Raw genomic sequence first — 19132 nt, forward strand, 5'->3', positions numbered from 1 at the left:
CAAAACGAGTCTGAGGTTACCCGATCGCTCCGGTCATTGCGAGTGATTTTATGTGATTTCTTATAAGAAAAAGTGATACAGAAAGTGAATAGACTGCATTGGCTAAATTAAGAACAAATAGAGTGAAAAACACGCAATTCATTCATTTTAAACAGGAATAATATGACAGGAGAATGACAGTCAGAAGGATAATTTCCTGGCAGATATCATCAGGAAATCAGAAGTATTCCTGATGATGTTAATTACTTTGCGTTATTTGTTTAAAAATTGTTTGTTTTTGCCGGGAAGATAATGAATAAACAGCGTAACCAGACGGTCGCTTAATGGCGTCATTAACCACCAGGGCAAGCCAATCAATACGACGGTCATAGAACCTACCACGATATCTGTAAGCCAATGTGCGCCGATCATTACGCGTGGAAAGGCAAAAACCACAGTGATAATAAGGCCGATTATTCCTGCGACTTTTCCGAAATAACGTAGCATAAATGCGGAAAAAATAAGCAGCATCATACCGTGATCGCCAGGAAAACTGTCTCTGGACGCATCTTTTGTTGAAATATGCAGCAGCTCGCTGACGCGATTAATATTATCGAACGTGAGGGTGGGGCTGGCGCGCTTAACCGGAATAAGCGCCTGGCCCAGTTGGTTTAATATCACCGCTGTTAGCAGCATCACCAGCCCAATTGCCACAATACGACGACGACCTTCCTGCGTTTCTTTTAACCAAAAACTCAGCATTAATGTGCCCATCGCCAATAATGAGCAGCCGTCAAATGCCCGGTTATTGGTGACCGCGACAATCCACAGGAAGAGCGGGCTCTCAACCAGCTTATGATTGAAGAAGTGGAAGATGCCCGAATCGAGAGAAAACCAGAGCCCATGCCCATGTGGAAGGTACCAGGACAAAAACAGCGCCAGACCAGCAATATTAAGCAGGAGTATTAGTGGGTATCGGGTTTTCATCGTCGTTTACCATTGCCATAAAACGGAGGCAACCTTACGCGCCAGCGTCTAAACGAAGCCTCAACAATGCACTCTGTAATGCATTCCAGTCGGTCTCGGTATCGGAGATGAGTTCAATGCGGCTATCTGGAGGGGCGACGTTTTGGGTCTCAATATGCCAGTCCTCACCCTGACGATTGATACGCACCAGCCCCTCTTTAATACGCATCACTCCCTTCACGCGGCCGACAGGGGCGAGACGTGACCATTCCAGCAGGCCGATGGTATCGAACACCGTGTCAGCGTCAAAAATCCAGCCGCAGGCCTGATGCCCCTGACCGCTGTTCAGACTGCGGCGCCAGCGTTGCTGGGCAGGCAGGCTTAGTGCTGCCAGCCCTTTTTTATCAGCATGCTGGTGAGTATGTGCCGCACTGGAGGGAAGTTCTGTCAGATTCAGTCGGGGCAAATCCAGTAATTGTCCGTCGATCTGTCCATGATCGGCATAAACTAACTGGCGGTTACCGCCGTAGTGCTGCCACCAGGTTTGCAGAGCAGTTTCGCTTTCTGTCGTGGCACGATCGGATTTATTGGCAACGATGATATCGGCAGAGGCCAACTGATCGCGGAAATTCTCATTCGCGACGCTTTTTTCATCCAGCAACAGGCGCGGATCAAGGATACAGAGAGTTGCGCGCAAGTCGATCCACGGTTCGTAAACCGGCGCGGTGAGTAAATCCAGAATCTGTTTGGGATGCCCGAGGCCGGTGGGCTCAATCAGCAGCCGATCCGGTTTTCCCTGACGTAACAGCGTATTGAGGCCAACCTGCATGGGCAAACCATTAACGCAGCACATACAGCCGCCGGGGATCTCTTTGAGCATTGCGCCGCTGTCGGCGAGCAGTGCGCCGTCGATACCCACTTCGCCAAACTCATTGACCAAAACGGCCCACTTCTCTGCGGGATCTTTGTTGGCCAATAGATGAAGAATAGATGTGGTTTTGCCACTGCCGAGAAAACCCGTGATGAGATTGGTTTTAGTCACGCTTACTCCAGATTCATAAATTACCGTAATGGCTTTTAACAATCCTGGCGAAAAACGGGGGAAAAGAGAAGCGCAGAGAGGACGAAGACGAACTTCGTCCTGTTTAATGGCAGAAATCGTTAACTTTTTAACGTCTCGATGACCGCCTGATGTGCACCGTATTGGGCGATACGTTGCCAGGCTCGTTCCACGGTATCGATGAATTGTGGGTTCTGCGCGAGGTCAGTGGCAAAGATTTCGTGCAGTGAAAGCAACGCGCTGACGCGTTCTGATTCCGTACTCTGTTCGACGATAGTGCGGATTTTGTCACTCATCGGGTCACGAATATCGATAATTTCACCTGAATCATCAATCCCGCTTACGTAGCGCATCCAGCCCGCAATGCCGAGTGCCAGCAGCGGCCACTCGCTTTGACGTGCTAAATGAACGCGGATCCCGTCCAGCATACGTTGCGGTAATTTTTGGCTGCCATCCATCGCGATTTGCCAGGTTTTATGTTTCAGCGCCGGATTGGCAAAGCGTTCCAGTAGGCTGTCGGCATACTGGTCCAAATCTACATCGGTAATTTGCAGCGTGGGGGCCTGTTCGCTGAGCATCAGCCGGTAAGCGGCTTCACGAAATGCGCTGTCCTGCATACAGTCGCTGATATGCTGGAATCCCGCCAGATAGCCGAGATAAGCGAGAAACGAATGACTGCCGTTCAGCATCCGCAGTTTCATTTGTTCCCACGGCAAGACGTTTTCGACCATCTGGACACCTGCCGTTTCCCATTGCGGACGGCCGCTGACAAAATGGTCTTCAATAACCCACTGAATAAACGGCTCGCAGCTGATTGCGCAAGGGTCTGCCACGCCTAATTCGCGGGCGATTTCATCCAGTGATTCTTCCGTCGCTGCCGGGACAATCCGGTCTACCATGGTTCCCGGGAAACTGACGTGCTCCCGAATCCAGTTAGCCAGTTCAGGTGAGCGTTTCTCCGCCATTCCCAGTACAGCGTTTTTTACCACATGACCGTTGTCCGGGATGTTATCGCAGGAGAGGACGGTAAACGGTTGCAGCCCACGTTGACGTCGGCGGTGCAGTGCTTCAACAATAATTCCGGGCGCGGAGTGCGGTTCAGCCGGTGTCTGCAGATCGTGAATAATACGCGGGTTAGCGATATCGAGTGACCCCGTGGCAGGATCAATACAGTAGCCTTTTTCCGTAATGGTTAACGAAACAATAGCGACCTGAGGCTCGCAAAATTTTTCGATAATAGCCGCCAGTGAATCCAGCTTTGCATTCAGGCACTCGTTGACGGCCCCGACGATAATCGGCTGGTTGCCGGCCGCACCTTTTTCCAGCACGGTAAATAAATGATCCTGCTCGCGTAGCTGGCTCATCAGCCGGTCGCCGCTGAACAGGCTGATCTCACAAATCCCCCAGTCTCCACCCTGCGCATTCAGCACCCGGTCGGTCAATAACGCCTGATGGGCGCGATGAAATGCACCGAAACCAAAATGTACGATCCGCGTTTTTAGCTGTTGGCGATCGTACTGAGGCATCACGACATTTTCCGCAAGAGACGCTGAGGCAATAGTCTTCATTAAATACACCTGATTAACTATTAATTAACAATGGCAGTATAAAGTTATATGACAACAAATTGAATTGGTGTGCCTCATTTATCCGGGTAATGTGAGCTGGATCAATCAATGATGGGCGGTGTGTTGATCGTATACCGGATGCCTGTATGGTAGTCGTCATAAAAGTCGTTTAATTTGGTATAACAACTTGTGAGGTGAAGTAATGGAACAAACCTGGCGTTGGTACGGACCAAACGATCCAGTATCGCTTGACGATGTGCGTCAGGCTGGCGCAACGGGTGTTGTGACCGCCTTGCACCACATTCCCAACGGTGAAGTGTGGCCCGTAGAAGAAATTCAAAAGCGCCAGGCTACCCTGGCCGAAAAAGGGCTGACCTGGTCGGTGGTGGAAAGTATCCCTGTTCACGAAGATATCAAAACGCGTTCAGGTCAATATCAAACGTGGATTGCCAACTATCAGCAAAGTATTCGTAACCTGGCGACCTGCGGCATCGATACCGTGTGCTACAACTTCATGCCGATCCTGGACTGGACGCGTACTGACCTTGAATATCAGCTACCGGACGGGTCCAAAGCGCTGCGTTTTGACCAGATTGCCTTTGCGGCTTTTGAATTGCACATTCTGCAACGCCCGGGAGCTGAAGCGGATTATACCGACGAAGAACAACGCCAGGCGCTGGACTACTTCAATGCCATGAGCGATGCAGAAATTGAAAAGCTGACCCGCAACATTATTGCTGGCCTGCCTGGTGCCGAAGAAGGTTATACGCTGGATCAATTCCGCGCGCGCCTGGCGGAATATGATGGGATCAGCAAAGATGATTTGCGCAATAACATGGCTGTCTTCCTGCGGGCGATTGTGCCTGTTGCTGAGGAAGTTGGTGTACGTCTGGCAGTGCATCCTGACGATCCGCCAAGGCCAATCCTCGGTCTGCCACGTATCGTGTCGACCATTGAAGATATGCAATGGCTGAAAGAAACGGTAGACAGTATCAATAACGGTTTCACCATGTGTACCGGTTCGTACGGCGTGCGCGCCGATAACGATCTGGTAAAAATGATTGAGACCTTTGGCGATCGTATTCACTTCACACACTTGCGTTCAACCTGCCGTGAAGAAAACCCGAAAACCTTCCACGAAGGCGCACACTTGCAGGGCGATGTGGATATGGTATCGGTGGTGGCAGCTATTTTGAGCGAAGAGCAACGCCGTAAGAAAGCGGGTGATTTGCGTCCGATCCCAATGCGCCCGGATCATGGGCATCAGATGCTTGACGATCTGCATAAGAAAACGAATCCGGGCTATTCCGCGATTGGTCGCCTGAAAGGACTGGCAGAAGTTCGCGGCGTGGAGCTGGCGCTGAAAAAAACGCAGTTCCGCGATCTGCTGTAATTCGCCCAACACCAGGCGATAAATTGCCGGATGGCGCTTGTCCCGCCCCCGGCAATACTCAGGTGCGTTGTTATTGCTGTAATAACGCACACCTCTCCTGCTCCAGTACGTTTAATACCTTTCTGAGGTGCGGCACCTGCAGTCCGCCAAAACCAAAGAACATCACAGCATCGGAATTTTTTTGCCGCCACGCTGTTTCTGAGCCGTTTTCAATTTCCTGTAATGTATCAAAGCGCACCCCTGCCTGCAGGCAGCGCTGGCGTAGTTTTGCGATGACGTCAGGCGACCAGTCAATGCGTAATGAGAGATGTAACCCTGCCGTGGCACCATCGATCTTTCCTTCAGGGAACAGGGCTGATAAGCCATCACGCAGTAATGCGAGGCGTGCTGCATAGTTGCAGGCTAGCTTACCGAGATGGGTATAAAACACCTGGTTTTGCATTAACTCGGCTAAAAACTGCTGCAATAACCACTGGCTACCATTGTTGTTCAGCGCTTTCATATTTTGAACGGCGGGCAGCAGCTCATCGGGGCAAACGAGGTAACCGAGACGTGCCCCCGGTCCCAGCGTTTTTGAGAAGGTCCCCATGTAGATAACCCGGTTGTGGTAATCCATGGCTTTCAGTGCCGGAAGGGGATTCTCGCCATACGTAAATACGGCATCGTAATCGTCTTCAATAATCCAGGCGCCCACTCGCTGTGCCCACGTGAGTAATGACTTACGTCGTTCAAGTGACAGAACACTGCCCATTGGATACTGGTGAGCAGGTGTCACATAACAAAGCTGGGTTTCAACCTCGGGTAAATTATCGGTGCACAGCCCGTGATTATCCACGGCAATAGACGTAATATCGGCACCATAATAATTAAACAGATGCCATGCGCCAGAATAACAAGGTGATTCGGCGACCACGTGACACTTTTTATTCTGGCTTAGTGCATGATGAATAATGAATATTTGACTGAGCAGTGACAACCCTTCCTGAATTCCATCAGTAATGATGATGTTTTGTGCACTGGTATTAATACCACGGGATAAATTAAGGTACCTGACAATTTGCTCACGCAATGAAAATAATCCATTTGGTGAATGATATCGAGTCAGTAGCTGCTCTTTAAGTACGCTGGGGGCATTATTCCATTTACGCCAGCTTGACCAGGGAAACGCATTGGGGTCAGGGACGCCCATCCGGCAATAGCACTCACGCCCCATTTCAGCGTAAACATCGGTAGAAACACCGGCAGGCTTAGGCTTTATCGGTGGTGAGCCTTCCGCAGATGGCACGTGTGTTGGGGGACTACGCATAGGTGCCGTAAATGTGACTTCATAGCCGATACCCTGCCTGCTCTTAATAAAACCGGCTGCCATCAGTTTTTCATACGCCATCACCACCGTGATTTTGGCCACGTTTAGCGTCTGTGCCTGTTCGCGGATAGAGGGCAGTTTATCCCCACAAAGCAAATCGCCTTGCTGAATTGCCTGAAAGTAGAATTGAAAGATCTGTAATTGTAGCGGGGTGCGACTTTCCCTATTGAGAAACAGTGCCAGCATGAGGAAATTCCTTGTTTAAACAATAGCGGCATATTACACGTTTCAGAATATTGCTATTTTGACACGCCTCATAGAGTTAAGGCTGTTCCTATAATCTGAAATCGCTGTCTCTATTTTTGCTTTTTAATATCCCTTAGCGTGACGCTATTAAAAAAATGGAGGCAGGTATGTCGTGGATAAAAAAGAACGCGCTTTGGTGTGCGTTAGGTGGCGCTGTCGTAATGGCCATTGTTATTTGGGGAACATGGCAAGGAGTCCATTACACCAGCACTACGGAGTTTTGTTTATCGTGCCACTCGATGCGCACACCTGGAGAGGAGTATAAAACTAGCGTGCATTTTCGTAATGCCTCTGGCGTGCCAGCGGAGTGTAAGGATTGCCACATTCCCCCGGGAGTCGTCCCGACGTTGATGCGTAAAACCGAAGCCCTAAACGATCTCTATCACACCTTTATCTCACCCTCTATCGATACCCCGGAAAAATTCAATGCTAAACGGGCTGAGCTCGCCCAGCGAGAGTGGGCGCGGATGAGCGCCAACAACTCGGCAGCCTGTAAATCGTGTCACAGCTATGAAGCAATGGATCATGGAAAACAATCCGCCAATGCCGCGGCGCAGATGACGGCGGCAGCGGCGAAGGACAGCAACTGCATTGATTGCCACAAAGGGATCGCGCACCACAAACCGGACATGAGCAGTGGTTATCGCGATCGCTACAAGCAGCTACAACAGCAGGGAGAAAAACTGTCAACTGCGATGACACTGTTTTCGTTAAGCGAAAAAACACTGACAGCCACGGCAGGGGCACCAGCAGGGAAAGCGCTGTTATTTCCGGCGACCCAGGTCAAGGTGCTGCAAAAAGAGGGAAGCAACGTCCAGTTGGAAGTGACGGGCTGGCGTGAAAGCAAAGGGCGTGGGCGGGTGATCACCCAGTATATGGGTAAACGCGTATTCTCCGCGGTTCTGGATGCTTCACTGATGGAAAACGTGAAAGTCCTGCAAACCCAGACTGACCCAGGTTCGCATCAGGAATGGCAGCAGGTGAGCGTGACCGCATGGACCTCCGCGCAGGGACTCATCGATAGCATTACTCCGGTATGGGAGTACTCAGATCAGATGCTGCAATCGACGTGTAGCGCCTGTCACAGCACGCCGCCGGCTACCCGATACACCGCCAATGGCTGGATTGCCGGACTGAAAGCGATGTCGACGTATTATCGACTCAATCCGGTGGAAGAACGTACGTTGTTGAAATACCTCCAGACACACGCCAGCGATGTGTCTGAACCCAACAAATAATAAGGATAAGATATGGATATTCATGACTTTAATCCGTCCCGCCGTCGTTTTCTGACCGGAATGCTGGCGGTTGGCGCAGCCAGTGCGCTGGCGCCTAATCCGCTGATATCAAAAGTATGGGCGGCGGGGGAAAACCCCGAACAATGGATCCAGTCCGGCTCACATTATGGTGCTTTTGAAGCCAAAGTGGTTAACGGCGAGTGGACGGAAACGCGTCCGTTCAAACATGACAAACACCCGTGCGATATGCTCAATGCGGTACGTGAAATCGTCTACAACCCTTCACGGGTTCGCTATCCGATGGTTCGACTGGACTGGTTACGCAAGCGTGAGAAGTCGGATCGTAGCCAGCGGGGAGATAATCGTTTTGTGCGGGTTAGCTGGGATCAGGCGCTGGACCTGTTTTATGAAGAGCTTGAGCGGGTGCAAAAAACCTACGGTTCATCCGGCGTCTTTACCGGGCTGGCGGATTGGCAAATGGTGGGCAAATACCACAAGGCTGGCGGTGCAATGGACAGAGGGCTCGGCCTGCATGGTAGCTATGTGACGACCGTAGGCGACTATTCAGCGGCTGCAGCCCAGGTGATTTTGCCGCATGTTATTGGTTCGCTTGAAGTCTATGAACAGCAAACCTCGCTGCCGCTGGTTATCGAGAACAGCAATACCATCGTACTGTGGGGCTGTGATCCCATTAAGAACTTGCAGATTGAATTTTTGGTTCCCGATCACGATGCGTTTGGCTACTGGCAGCAGATCAAAGAGGCCGTCGCCCAGGGCAAAATGCGCGTCATCAGCGTTGATCCGGTGCGCAGCAAATCGCAAAATTTTCTGGGGTGTGAACAGCTGGCGTTACGACCACAGACCGATGTTGCGTTACTGCTGGCGCTCGCACATACCCTGTATGAAGAAAAACTGTTCGACACGGCATTCATTAACGACTACACCGTCGGCTTCGAGCAGTTTTTACCCTACCTGATGGGAGAAACAGACAAACAACCGAAAAGCGCCGAGTGGGCTGCTGAAATCTGTGGGCTGACGGCGGATCAGATCCGTGACTTTGCCCGGCTGCTGGTGAAAGGTCGGACGCAGTTTATGGGCGGCTGGTGCGTACAGCGTATGCACCACGGTGAACAGTATCCCTGGATGCTGGTGGTGCTGGCCAGTATGGTTGGTCAAATTGGCTTACCGGGCGGCGGTGTGGGGTTCGGCTGGCACTACAACGGCGGAGGGACGGTGACGTCAGCCGGGCCGGTACTTTCTGGTCTGGGGAGCATTAACAATCCGCCAGAGGCGAAGTATAAAGCAGATTTTCGCGGCGTATCCGAGCATATTCCTACCTCACGTATTGTTGATTGCCTGCTGGAGCCGGGCAAAAAGATTGCGTTTAACGGTGAGACGTTAATCTACCCTGACATCAAAATGGCGATCTTCAGCGCGGCTAACCCGTTCCACGCCCAGCAGGATCGCAACCGGATGATCGAGGCGTGGAAGAAACTGGAGACCGTGGTGGTGTTAGATCACCAATGGACCGCATCCTGTCGTTTTGCCGATATCGTCCTGCCTGTTACCACACGCTTTGAACGTAACGATATTGAGCAGTTTGGCACCCATTCGAATAAGGGACTGATGGCGCTGCATCAGGTCGTCAAACCGCAATATGAAGCGCGGCATGATTTCGACGTGTTTGCCGGACTCTGTAAACGTTTTGACAAGGAGTCGGTATACCGGGAAAACCGCGATGAAATGCAGTGGGTACAAGCGCTTTATGACGAAGGGGTCAAAATGGGGGCCTCGCTCGGTGTTACGTTGCCAGACTTTTACACGTTCTGGAAAGGTGAAGGGTATGTTGAATATCCCGCGGGACAACCGTGGGTGCGTCATGGCGAATTTCGCGATCAGCCCGATCTTAATCCCCTGGGCACACCATCAGGTCTGATTGAAATTTACAGCAAAACGATTGCCGGTTTTCAGTATGACGATTGCCCTGGACATCCGGTGTGGATGGAGCCGTTTGAACGTAGCCATCAGGGTAGGAAAGATAAATATCCACTGCACCTGCAATCCTGTCACCCGGATAAACGCCTGCACTCCCAGTTGTGCTCAAGTGATGCGTTTCGCAGCACGTATGCGGTAGCGGGAAGAGAACCGCTTTACATCAGCGAGCAAGATGCTGCCGCGCGGGGGTTAAAAGCCGGGGATATTGCGCGGGTCTTTAACGCGCGCGGTCAGGTGCTGGCGGGGGTGGTGATTAGCCCTGATTTTACCCCTGGCGTGATCCGCATTCATGAAGGGGCATGGTATTCCCCACAGGAAGGTGGGAAAGCCGGGACGCTATGTACCTATGGCGATCCTAATGTCCTGAGCGCGGATATTGGTACGTCTCAACTGGCGCAAGGGCCTTCAGCGCATACCGTGCTGGTGGATGTCGAGCGCTATCAGCAACATGTTCCACCGGTCACGGGATTTGGTGGGCCGGAGATAGTAAAAGAGGAGGGGGACAATGCAGCATAGCCTTATTTTCCAGCAACGTGCCGCGGTCTATCAGTGGTTTTCACAATTGCTGTTTCGTGAGCTGGACCAGAAACAACTCGCTCGTCTTGAAAGCGAGGATACCCGACAGTGGCTTGGGTCGCTGGCGGGTATCCCCGGGCTTTCGCTGGATGTCAAAAAACTGGAGCGTAGCCTGACGCAGGCTCTGCGTCGTGAAAGCCGACAACTGGAGCTGGCCGCAGATTTTGCAACGTTATTTCTGCTGGCGCCGCCTGGCGGTGTTTCCCCGTATGCGGGACATTATCCGCACACAACAGCGGCCGAAGAACGTCGACAAATGAATGTACTGTTGGTTGAACACGGGCTGGCTGCGCAGGAAAATGAGCCCTCCGATCATATCGCTATACAGCTGGCTTTGATGGCGAGGATGGCAGCCAAAGAGGAAACGCTATCTGCACAATATTACTTTTTGCATCATCACATTATGTGTTGGGCACCCTTGTTCCGTGATAGCTGCCTGCAGCGTGATGAGAAGGGATTTTATGCGCGGGCGGTTAGCGTCATTGTGGGTTTTATACGGGAAGATGAGCAGTATCTCGAATCATTGTTGATGGATGATTTTTACCTCAGCAGTCAGCGCTGAAAATGACAAAGGGACAGCCTGCGCTGTCCCTTATACGTCAATGTGCGGCAGAAAATTAGTCTGCACGGCCCATATAGCGGCGTTCTTCGATATGAATACGGATTTTCTCACCCGCACTCAGATACTCAGGAACCTGGATCACCAGACCGGTGCTCAGGGTTGCTGGTTTGTTACGCGCACTCGCTGAAGCACCTTTAATACCCGGTGAGGTTTCAACGATTTCCAGGTCTACGGTCTGTGGCAGTTCAAGCGCCAGCAGCTGGCCGTCCCAGGTCAGTACCTGCATGTCTGGCATTCCGCCTTCCGGGATGAACAGCAGCTCTTCTTCAATCTGGTCTTTGGTGAAGGTATACGGGGTATAGTCTTCTTTATCCATAAAGACATATTCATTGCCATCAACGTAGGAGAAATCAACCCCGCGGCGGCTTAGGGTGACGGTATCCACGATATCGTCACCTTTGAAGCGCTCTTCAACTTTCAGACCGGTACGGACATCAGAAAAACGCATTTTGTACAGCGTAGCTGCACCACGTGCGGACGGTGATTGAATATCGATATCTTTTACAATCAGCAGCTTGCCGTTGTAGTTCAGTACCATACCTTTTTTAATTTCGTTCGCTCTTGGCATCGAAAAAATCCTGTAGTGAGGAGTGTCTAAAATATCGCGTAAAACTACTCGCGCCGGGGCATTCAGGCAAGCGGAATTCATGCTTTTGCTGGTGCCAAAAAGGTGGTACTGTGCGCTTCCCGCACAATCCGATGGTTTACGATAAAGAGAGTACTGTATGGAATGCCGTCCGGATTGTGGTGCATGCTGCACCGCGCCTTCAATCTCCAGTCCCATCCCTGGCATGCCTGATGGCAAACCTGCTAATACGCCATGCGTTCAGTTGGATGAATCCCTGCGTTGCAAAATTTTTGCGTCTCCGTTGCGACCAAAAGTGTGCGGCGGTTTACAGCCCAGTGCGGAAATGTGCGGACAGACGACGCACCAGGCCATGATTTATCTCATCGAGCTTGAAGCGCTGACCGCGCCTTAAACGTCCTTGATGCGCGCCAGGCACACAACCGTCGCGACGATCATCACCAGCGCAAACCAGAACACCGCGTGATAGTTCCAGATTTCAGCGGCAATCCCCGCCAGTGAGCCGGCAATAATCCAGCCGACGCGGATGGTATTGGTGTACAACGTTGTGGCTGATCCCGCCTGCCCCGGCATTAAATCCTGAAAATAAAGCATGCCAATCCCGCCGAGGATGCCGATGTAAATCGCGTTCAGCAACTGTAAGCCAAGCAAAACAGCTGGTGAATGTGCCAACAGCATGCCGGCATAAAAAAAGAACCCGGCGATGGCGGCGATTCTCATCAACAGACGTTTGCCCAGACGTTTCGCAAAATATCCCGCAATCAGCATGGTTGGGATTTCCAGTCCTGCGGCGGTGCCCATCATGATACCGGCGAGTTTTTCAGGCAGATGCAGTTCGTTGATGATAAACAGCGGCATATTAATGATATAGAGGCTGTTGGTGCCCCACATTAATGTGCAGATAGCAAAAAGCAGCAGCGTATCACGACGATTACGGCGTGGAGCTTCAACCGCCCCTGTTGCGAGAGGTACGCTTTTGTTCATTGACGGTAAGAAAAACCAGACCATCACGCCGCAGACAATAAATGCCACCGCGGCGCTGAGATACATCACCGTAAAGCTGAACCCCATGGCCAGCGCGTAGGCCAATGGTGGGCCGATCACCCAGGCCAGTGAAACCTGGGCACGTAAAATCGAGCTGAACATGACGGCTTCCCGGCCTGTGCGATCGGCGTGTTCACGAGCAAGCGCAAACATTTGCGGGTTGGCAGTCGATCCAAAGCTGCTGAGGAATACCCCGATAAACAGCAGAATAAAATAGTTACGGTTCCAGGCAAACAACACGCAGGCCAGCATACCCAGCACACAGCAAAAAACGATCAGGTTTTTACGATCGCCTTTTTTGTCAGAGCGTCCGGCCAGAAACTGGCTTACCAAAATGCCGATGACGGCGCTACCGGTAAAAAAGAAACCCACCATTCCCGGACGTGCATGGACCTCATCGGTCAGAAAAAGGCTGAGCGTGGGCGTCTGTAATGCCCCGGCGATGCCCGTGAGAAAAGCGACAAGCAGGAACGCCGAAGACGTTAAATCAAACGCCTTGGGTGTGGCGGCTACGGGGGTGTTATGCATGTTTAGCTATCAGTGGAGTGAAGAGAGGCGGAGTTTACGCTGCTCGCCAGAAAATAAACAGGGCACTAAATCAAAATCGGTATGGAAAATCAAAATGTCATTTCAGTCTGAGAAGTCCACATGCTGACGATGCTGAAGTTGAATAGCTGAACACGTTTTTGCGTCAGCTTGTTTCAAAGAAACGAAGAGAAAATGTGCGGTACATCTAAATTCAGCAAGTTAATTGTTAACTTTACTTGCGAGCTGAAGCAGAAAGATCCAGACTCCTTGAAACGTTTCAGCGTCATCTTACCTTAACTGATGGAGTCGGGTGACGCCTTTTTTCTCATGTTAGCTGAATCGTTTCAATTCAGCAGGAGAGGAGAATCATGTTCCAGTTATCTGTTCAGGATATTCACCCGGGCGAACAGGCCGGGAATAAAGAAGAGGCTATTCGCCAGGTTGCCGCAGCCCTTGTGCAAGCGGGCAACGTTGCGGACGGCTATGTCAATGGCATGCTGGCGCGCGAACAACAAACATCGACGTTTCTCGGCAATGGTATTGCCATTCCTCACGGTACGACAGACACACGCGATCAGGTGCTGAAAACCGGGGTGCAGGTGTTTCAGTTTCCGCAGGGTGTGACGTGGGGCGAAGGTCAGATTGCGTATGTGGCTATCGGCATTGCGGCCAGCTCAGATGAGCACCTTGGGTTGTTGCGTCAGCTGACTCATGTATTGAGTGATGACTCGGTTGCGGAACAGCTGAAATCAGCCACCACGGCAGAAGAATTACGCGCATTGCTGATGGGCGAAAAGCAGAGCGAGCAACTGAAGCTTGATAACGAAACGCTGTCGTTGGACGTCGTCGCCAATTCGCTGGTGACGCTGCAGGCGCTGAACGCCGCGCGTCTGAAAGAAGCCGGTGCAGTAGATGCCACCTTTGTGGCCAGAACGATTAACGAGCAACCAATGAATCTTGGTCAGGGCATCTGGCTGAATGACTGTGCTGAAGGCAATGTGCGCAGCGCCGTCGCGGTCAGTCGTGCGGCAACCGCATTTGAGGTGCAGGGCGAAGCCGCTGCGCTGCTGGTGACTGTCGCGATGAATGATGACCAGCCCGTTGCGGTGTTGAAGCGTCTGGGCGATCTGTTGCTGAGCAATAAAGCTGACCGTTTGCTGAAGGCGGATGCTGCAACGGTGTTAGCGATGCTGACCAGCGATGATGCATTAACTGATGATGTACTGAGTGCCGAGTTTGTGGTGCGTAATGAGCATGGTTTACACGCCCGTCCGGGCACCATGCTGGTGAATACGATTAAACAATTTAATAGTGAAATAACCGTGACAAATCTTGATGGAACCGGAAAACCGGCAAATGGACGCAGTTTGATGAAAGTTGTGGCATTGGGCGTGAAAAAAGGACACCACCTGCGCTTCACCGCACAGGGTGAAGATGCTGAACAGGCGCTAAAAGCCATTGGCGATGCCATCGCGGCAGGCCTTGGGGAGGGCGCATAATGAGCAGACGTGTTGCAACTATCACCCTGAACCCGGCTTACGATCTGGTCGGTTTTTGCCCGGAAATTGAACGCGGTGAAGTCAATCTGGTGAAAACGACCGGTCTGCATGCGGCGGGAAAAGGGATTAACGTCGCAAAAGTACTTAAGGACCTGGGGATTGACGTGACGGTCGGCGGCTTTCTGGGTAAGGACAACCAGGATGGTTTTCAGCAATTGTTCAGTGAACTGGGCATCGCTAACCGTTTTCAGGTGGTGCAGGGGCGTACCCGAATTAACGTCAAGCTGACTGAAAAAGATGGTGAAGTTTCTGACTTCAATTTCTCCGGCTTTGAAGTCACCCCGGCTGACTGGGAACGCTTTGTGAATGACTCACTAAGCTGGCTGGGGCAATTCGATATGGTGTGCGTCAGCGGCAGCTTGCCGACCGGCGTGAGCCCTGAAGCATTCACTGACTGGATGACGCGCCTGCGCAGCCAGTGTCCATGCATTATCTTTGATAGTAGTCGTGAAGCGCTGGTCGCTGGCCTGAAGGCAGCTCCGTGGCTGGTGAAACCAAACCGTCGTGAGCTGGAAATCTGGGCTGGCCGTAAGCTGCCAGAAATGAAAGATGTTATCGATGCGGCACATGCTCTGCGTGAGCAAGGCATTGCGCACGTGGTGATTTCACTCGGTGCGGAAGGCGCGTTGTGGGTCAACGCTTCGGGTGAATGGATTGCTAAGCCACCGTCAGTTGAGGTGGTCAGCACTGTAGGTGCGGGTGATTCGATGGTTGGCGGTCTGATTTATGGCTTGCTGATGCGTGAATCCAGCGAACATACCCTGCGTCTGGCGACGGCAGTTGCCGCCCTGGCGGTAAGCCAAAGTAATGTGGGTATTACCGATCGTCCTCAGTTGGCCGCAATGATGGCGCGTGTCGACTTAAAACCGTTTAACTGACAGCAGGAGAGGCATAATGAAAACGCTGCTGATTATTGACGCTAATCTCGGCCAGGCTCGCGCCTATATGGCGAAAACCCTGCTTGGAGCGGCGGCACAGAAAGCGCATCTGGAGATCATCGACAATCCAAATGATGCAGAGCTGGCGATTGTCCTGGGCGATAAGCTGCCTGTCGACAATTCGCTGAACGGCAAAAAAGTCTGGCTGGGTGACATCGGTCGTGCGGTTGCGCATCCCGAGCTTTTTCTCAGTGAAGCAAAAGGTCATGCGCAGCCATATAGTGCGCCGGTTGTGGCAACGCCAGCGGAAAGCAATGGTCCAAAACGTGTGGTGGCAGTGACAGCCTGTCCGACAGGCGTCGCACATACGTTTATGGCTGCTGAAGCTATCGAAACCGAAGCGAAAAAACGCGGCTGGTGGGTGAAAGTGGAAACCCGCGGCTCAGTAGGGGCAGGTAATGCCATTACGCCGGAAGAGGTTGCCGAGGCCGATCTGGTGATTGTGGCGGCTGATATTGAGGTTGATCTGGCGAAATTTGCTGGAAAACCGATGTATCGCACGTCTACGGGCCTGGCGCTGAAGAAAACGAAGCAGGAACTGGATAAAGCGCTGGATGAAGCGACCCCGTATCAGCCAGCCGGGAAAAATCAGACTGCGGCCACCGAAGGAAAAAAAGAGGGCGCGGGCGCGTATCGTCACCTGCTGACCGGTGTGTCTTACATGCTGCCGATGGTGGTTGCGGGCGGTCTGTGTATTGCGCTGTCATTCGCCTTTGGTATTGAAGCATTCAAAGAGCAGGGAACGCTTGCGGCAGCACTGATGCAGATTGGTGGGGGCTCAGCCTTCGCACTGATGGTGCCCGTTCTGGCAGGTTACATTGCATTTTCTATCGCTGACCGCCCAGGTCTGACGCCGGGTCTTATTGGCGGTATGCTGGCGGTAAGCACCGGTTCTGGCTTTATCGGTGGGATTATCGCCGGTTTCCTTGCCGGTTATGTGGCGAAGCTCATCAGCACGAAGTTGAAACTCCCACAGAGTATGGAAGCGCTGAAACCGATTCTGATTATTCCGCTGCTTTCGAGCCTGGTCGTTGGTCTGGCAATGATTTACCTGATTGGTAAACCGGTTGCGGGCATTCTGGAAGGCCTGACTCACTGGCTGCAAACCATGGGGACGGCGAATGCGGTTCTGCTTGGCGCTATTCTTGGCGGCATGATGTGTACCGACATGGGCGGTCCGGTGAACAAAGCGGCCTACGCGTTTGGGGTGGGGCTGCTGAGTACGCAAACTTATGCACCGATGGCAGCCATTATGGCGGCAGGTATGGTGCCACCGTTGGCGCTGGGTCTGGCAACGCTGGTTGCGCGTCGCAAGTTCGACAAAGCACAACAGGAAGGTGGCAAAGCGGCGCTGGTTCTGGGTTTATGCTTTATCACCGAAGGGGCAATTCCGTTCGCGGCACGCGATCCGATGCGTGTTCTGCCATGCTGTATCGTCGGTGGCGCGGTGACGGGAGCAATCTCAATGGCTGTGGGTGCGAAGTTGATGGCGCCACACGGCGGACTATTTGTACTGCTGATCCCAGGCGCCATTACCCCTGTACTGGGTTACCTGTTGGCGATTGTTGCTGGTACGCTGGTGGCCGGTCTCTCCTACGCGGTGCTGAAGCGCCCGGAAGTGGACGCTGTCGCGAAAGTAGCCTAACTCTTCTTTACTTCCCTGGGCAGAGATTTCTCTGCCCTTTTTTATTCTTTGATCCCGGCAGTTGCGGCACCGCCACAATAATCCATCCTGTCTTAACCAAATTCGATAAAGTGCCCTTAAATCAAACTCGTCACGGAAATCGAATATGAAAAAAACGCACATTTTTGCCTCTCTGTCACTCGCTACGCTGTTGCTTACGGGGTGCTCAACCACCTGGGTGATGACAACAACATCAGGGGCAACGATAGAGACGCAAGGCAAGCCTGAGCAGGATTCCGGGACTGGACTGACAAAATATGCTGATACCTATGGCTATCACCGCGTGATTAAAAGCAGCGATGTGAAGCAAATAGATAAAGGTAAGACGGTATTGCTATGGTGAGCCAGGTCAGGTAAGTCGCGAAGTATTCAGGAGGCGATATCGCTTTCGGCCCCCTGAATAAAACGGGTCAGGCAATCATTGGCGCGATGATAAAACCAAAGGCAACGCCCGCGATGATCCCACCCAGTCCTGGCAACATAAACGGATGGTTTAAGACATATTTGCCCACGCGCGTTGTCCCGGTGGTGTCGAACTCCATTGCCGCCAGTGAAGTGGGGTATGTGGGTAGAACAAACACACCTGTCACTGCCACGTAGGAAGCCAGAATGGCCCAGGTGGGTACGCCGAGCGCGACGGCAAGCGGGATAATCAGCGGCGTGGTGGCTCCCTGCGAATAGAGCAGCGCGCAGGTCCCAAACAGTACCAGAGCCAACAGCATCGGGTAGGCCTGTAGAATATTACCCGCGATGTCTTTAATTTCCGCTAAGTGTGCGTCAATGAATGTGGTTCCCAGTGTAACAATGCCGAGAATGACGGCCAGCGAACTCATACCTGCTCGAAAAGTGGATGTCAGTACAATGGCATCTGTCGATGTTTTGCACAGTACGACCATCAGACAAGCGGCAGATAACATGCAGATAATGATGATATCCCGGGTATTCATTGGGTTACCTGCATCGAATCCAGGACGTAGTTGAGGACATGCTGCAAGAATAACGATGACGACCGTTGCCAGCATAAACAGGGCAACGGAAAGCACGGCACCCGGCGTCGTGCTACTCTGGCTTTCATATTTACGGACCAGACCTTTTTGCAGGCGTTGCAGATACACTTCATCATCCTGTAGCTCGCACCCCTGGCGTGAAGCGATTAATGCCGCCACCATTGCGGCAACGAACGAGGCCGGCAGGCATACTGCCATGACCTGTATAAAGCTGACGCCGTTTCCCTCCATGATGGTCAACATTGCGGCCATTGCAGCGCTGATCGGCGAGCCGGATATTGCCACCTGGGAGGCGACGACGGATCCTGCGAGCGTGCGTGAGGGGCGGATACCGGACTCTTTTGCTACTTCGGCAATGACCGGTAGGGTAGAGAAGACAATAAATCCGGTCCCCGCCATAATGGTCATCGACCAGGTAATAATGGGCGCAATAACATTGATATATTTAGGGTTACGCCGCATAAAGTTCCCGGCAACGCGTACCAGATAATCCATACCACCCGCGGCCTGTAGTGCTGAGGCAGCCACTACCACCGTCATAATAATGAGAATCACGTCAACGGGTGGCGAACCAATTTGCAACCCAAATCCCAGTGTTAAAATAGCCAGCCCCAGCCCGCCACATAAACCAATACCAATACCGCCGAAGCGGATACCAAAAAATATTGCGCCCAACACTACGATAATTTCCAGCCAAATCATAATGGCCTCCGCCAGAGAATAATTCGTTATTAAAATGGGTGTTTATTTAATTCAATAATTAGCCAGGCATAGATT

General features: G+C 52.1%; 16 protein-coding genes. 9 read left to right on the top strand and 7 right to left on the bottom strand.

Going from position 1 to position 19132, the window contains the following annotated elements; all coding sequences use genetic code 11:
- Nucleotides 1–252: 252 nt before the first annotated feature.
- The 3 genes from FDX24_RS21030 to FDX24_RS21040 form a co-directional block, all read right to left on the bottom strand.
- On the bottom strand, nt 253–966 hold the full coding sequence (locus FDX24_RS21030) for a phosphatase PAP2 family protein (RefSeq protein WP_048211144.1): 714 nt from the start codon (nt 964–966) through the stop codon (nt 253–255).
- Between the two features lie 34 nt (nt 967–1000).
- The gene (locus tag FDX24_RS21035; RefSeq protein ID WP_048211145.1) at nt 1001–1987 is read right to left on the bottom strand and encodes a GTP-binding protein; all 987 of its coding nucleotides are present in this window, start codon (nt 1985–1987) and stop codon (nt 1001–1003) included.
- Nucleotides 1988–2106: 119 nt separating this feature from the next.
- Nucleotides 2107–3573, bottom strand: coding sequence for a mannitol dehydrogenase family protein (locus FDX24_RS21040; protein ID WP_115643156.1), 1467 nt, complete (start codon nt 3571–3573; stop codon nt 2107–2109).
- A gap of 202 nt (nt 3574–3775) precedes the next feature.
- Here FDX24_RS21040 and uxuA point away from each other — a divergent pair, with 202 nt between their 5' ends.
- Nucleotides 3776–4966 (top strand): mannonate dehydratase, encoded by a 1191-nt coding sequence (gene uxuA / locus FDX24_RS21045; RefSeq protein ID WP_048211147.1) that lies wholly within the window; start codon nt 3776–3778, stop codon nt 4964–4966.
- A gap of 70 nt (nt 4967–5036) precedes the next feature.
- Here uxuA and FDX24_RS21050 read toward each other — a convergent pair whose 3' ends face one another.
- Complete coding sequence (locus tag FDX24_RS21050; RefSeq protein ID WP_061068176.1) at nt 5037–6518, bottom strand: PLP-dependent aminotransferase family protein; 1482 nt, start codon at nt 6516–6518, stop codon at nt 5037–5039.
- 167 nt (nt 6519–6685) lie between these two features.
- Here FDX24_RS21050 and torC point away from each other — a divergent pair, with 167 nt between their 5' ends.
- From torC to torD, 3 genes are read left to right on the top strand one after another with little or no spacing between them, the layout of a single operon-like run.
- A complete protein-coding gene (gene torC / locus FDX24_RS21055; protein WP_137364876.1) occupies nt 6686–7816 on the top strand; it encodes a pentaheme c-type cytochrome TorC in 1131 nt (376 codons plus the stop codon).
- Between the two features lie 12 nt (nt 7817–7828).
- Nucleotides 7829–10327, top strand: coding sequence for a trimethylamine-N-oxide reductase TorA (torA, locus tag FDX24_RS21060; protein WP_137364877.1), 2499 nt, complete (start codon nt 7829–7831; stop codon nt 10325–10327).
- The gene (gene torD / locus FDX24_RS21065) at nt 10317–10949 is read left to right on the top strand and encodes a molecular chaperone TorD (RefSeq protein ID WP_137364878.1); all 633 of its coding nucleotides are present in this window, start codon (nt 10317–10319) and stop codon (nt 10947–10949) included. Before torA ends, torD begins: the two co-directional genes overlap by 11 nt.
- A 55-nt stretch (nt 10950–11004) precedes the next feature.
- Here the strand turns inward: torD and yeiP are convergent, their stop codons facing one another.
- Entirely contained in the window at nt 11005–11577 is a 573-nt protein-coding gene (yeiP, locus tag FDX24_RS21070; protein WP_005129255.1) for an elongation factor P-like protein YeiP, read from the bottom strand.
- 157 nt (nt 11578–11734) lie between these two features.
- Here yeiP and FDX24_RS21075 point away from each other — a divergent pair, with 157 nt between their 5' ends.
- Nucleotides 11735–11989 carry a YkgJ family cysteine cluster protein gene (locus FDX24_RS21075; RefSeq protein ID WP_040230605.1) on the top strand — a complete coding sequence of 85 codons (255 nt, stop codon included), beginning with the start codon at nt 11735–11737 and terminating at the stop codon, nt 11987–11989.
- On the opposite strand, the gene setB is transcribed toward FDX24_RS21075, so the two are convergent.
- Entirely contained in the window at nt 11986–13167 is a 1182-nt protein-coding gene (setB, locus tag FDX24_RS21080) for a sugar efflux transporter SetB (RefSeq protein ID WP_137364879.1), read from the bottom strand. The two genes, FDX24_RS21075 and setB, sit on opposite strands and share 4 nt — an antisense overlap.
- Nucleotides 13168–13535: 368 nt before the next feature.
- Between setB and fruB the strand changes: the two genes are divergently transcribed.
- The 4 genes from fruB to FDX24_RS21100 all read left to right on the top strand — a co-directional run bounded on the left by fruB (nt 13536) and on the right by FDX24_RS21100 (nt 17691).
- Nucleotides 13536–14666 (top strand): fused PTS fructose transporter subunit IIA/HPr protein, encoded by a 1131-nt coding sequence (fruB, locus tag FDX24_RS21085; protein ID WP_048211153.1) that lies wholly within the window; start codon nt 13536–13538, stop codon nt 14664–14666.
- The gene (gene fruK / locus FDX24_RS21090; RefSeq protein ID WP_003027446.1) at nt 14666–15604 is read left to right on the top strand and encodes a 1-phosphofructokinase; all 939 of its coding nucleotides are present in this window, start codon (nt 14666–14668) and stop codon (nt 15602–15604) included. Before fruB ends, fruK begins: the two co-directional genes overlap by 1 nt.
- 16 nt (nt 15605–15620) lie before the next feature.
- Entirely contained in the window at nt 15621–17309 is a 1689-nt protein-coding gene (fruA, locus tag FDX24_RS21095; RefSeq protein ID WP_137364880.1) for a PTS fructose transporter subunit IIBC, read from the top strand.
- 145 nt (nt 17310–17454) lie between these two features.
- Nucleotides 17455–17691, top strand: a complete 237-nt coding sequence (locus FDX24_RS21100; protein ID WP_048211155.1) for a YgdI/YgdR family lipoprotein — start codon at nt 17455–17457, stop codon at nt 17689–17691.
- Between the two features lie 67 nt (nt 17692–17758).
- On the opposite strand, the gene FDX24_RS21105 is transcribed toward FDX24_RS21100, so the two are convergent.
- Nucleotides 17759–19057 (bottom strand): anaerobic C4-dicarboxylate transporter, encoded by a 1299-nt coding sequence (locus FDX24_RS21105; RefSeq protein WP_101741562.1) that lies wholly within the window; start codon nt 19055–19057, stop codon nt 17759–17761.
- Nucleotides 19058–19132: the final 75 nt, after the last annotated feature.

Origin of the sequence: Citrobacter sp. wls716, from assembly GCF_005280975.1 — a bacterium.
Classification (GTDB): Bacteria; Pseudomonadota; Gammaproteobacteria; order Enterobacterales; family Enterobacteriaceae; genus Citrobacter; species Citrobacter youngae.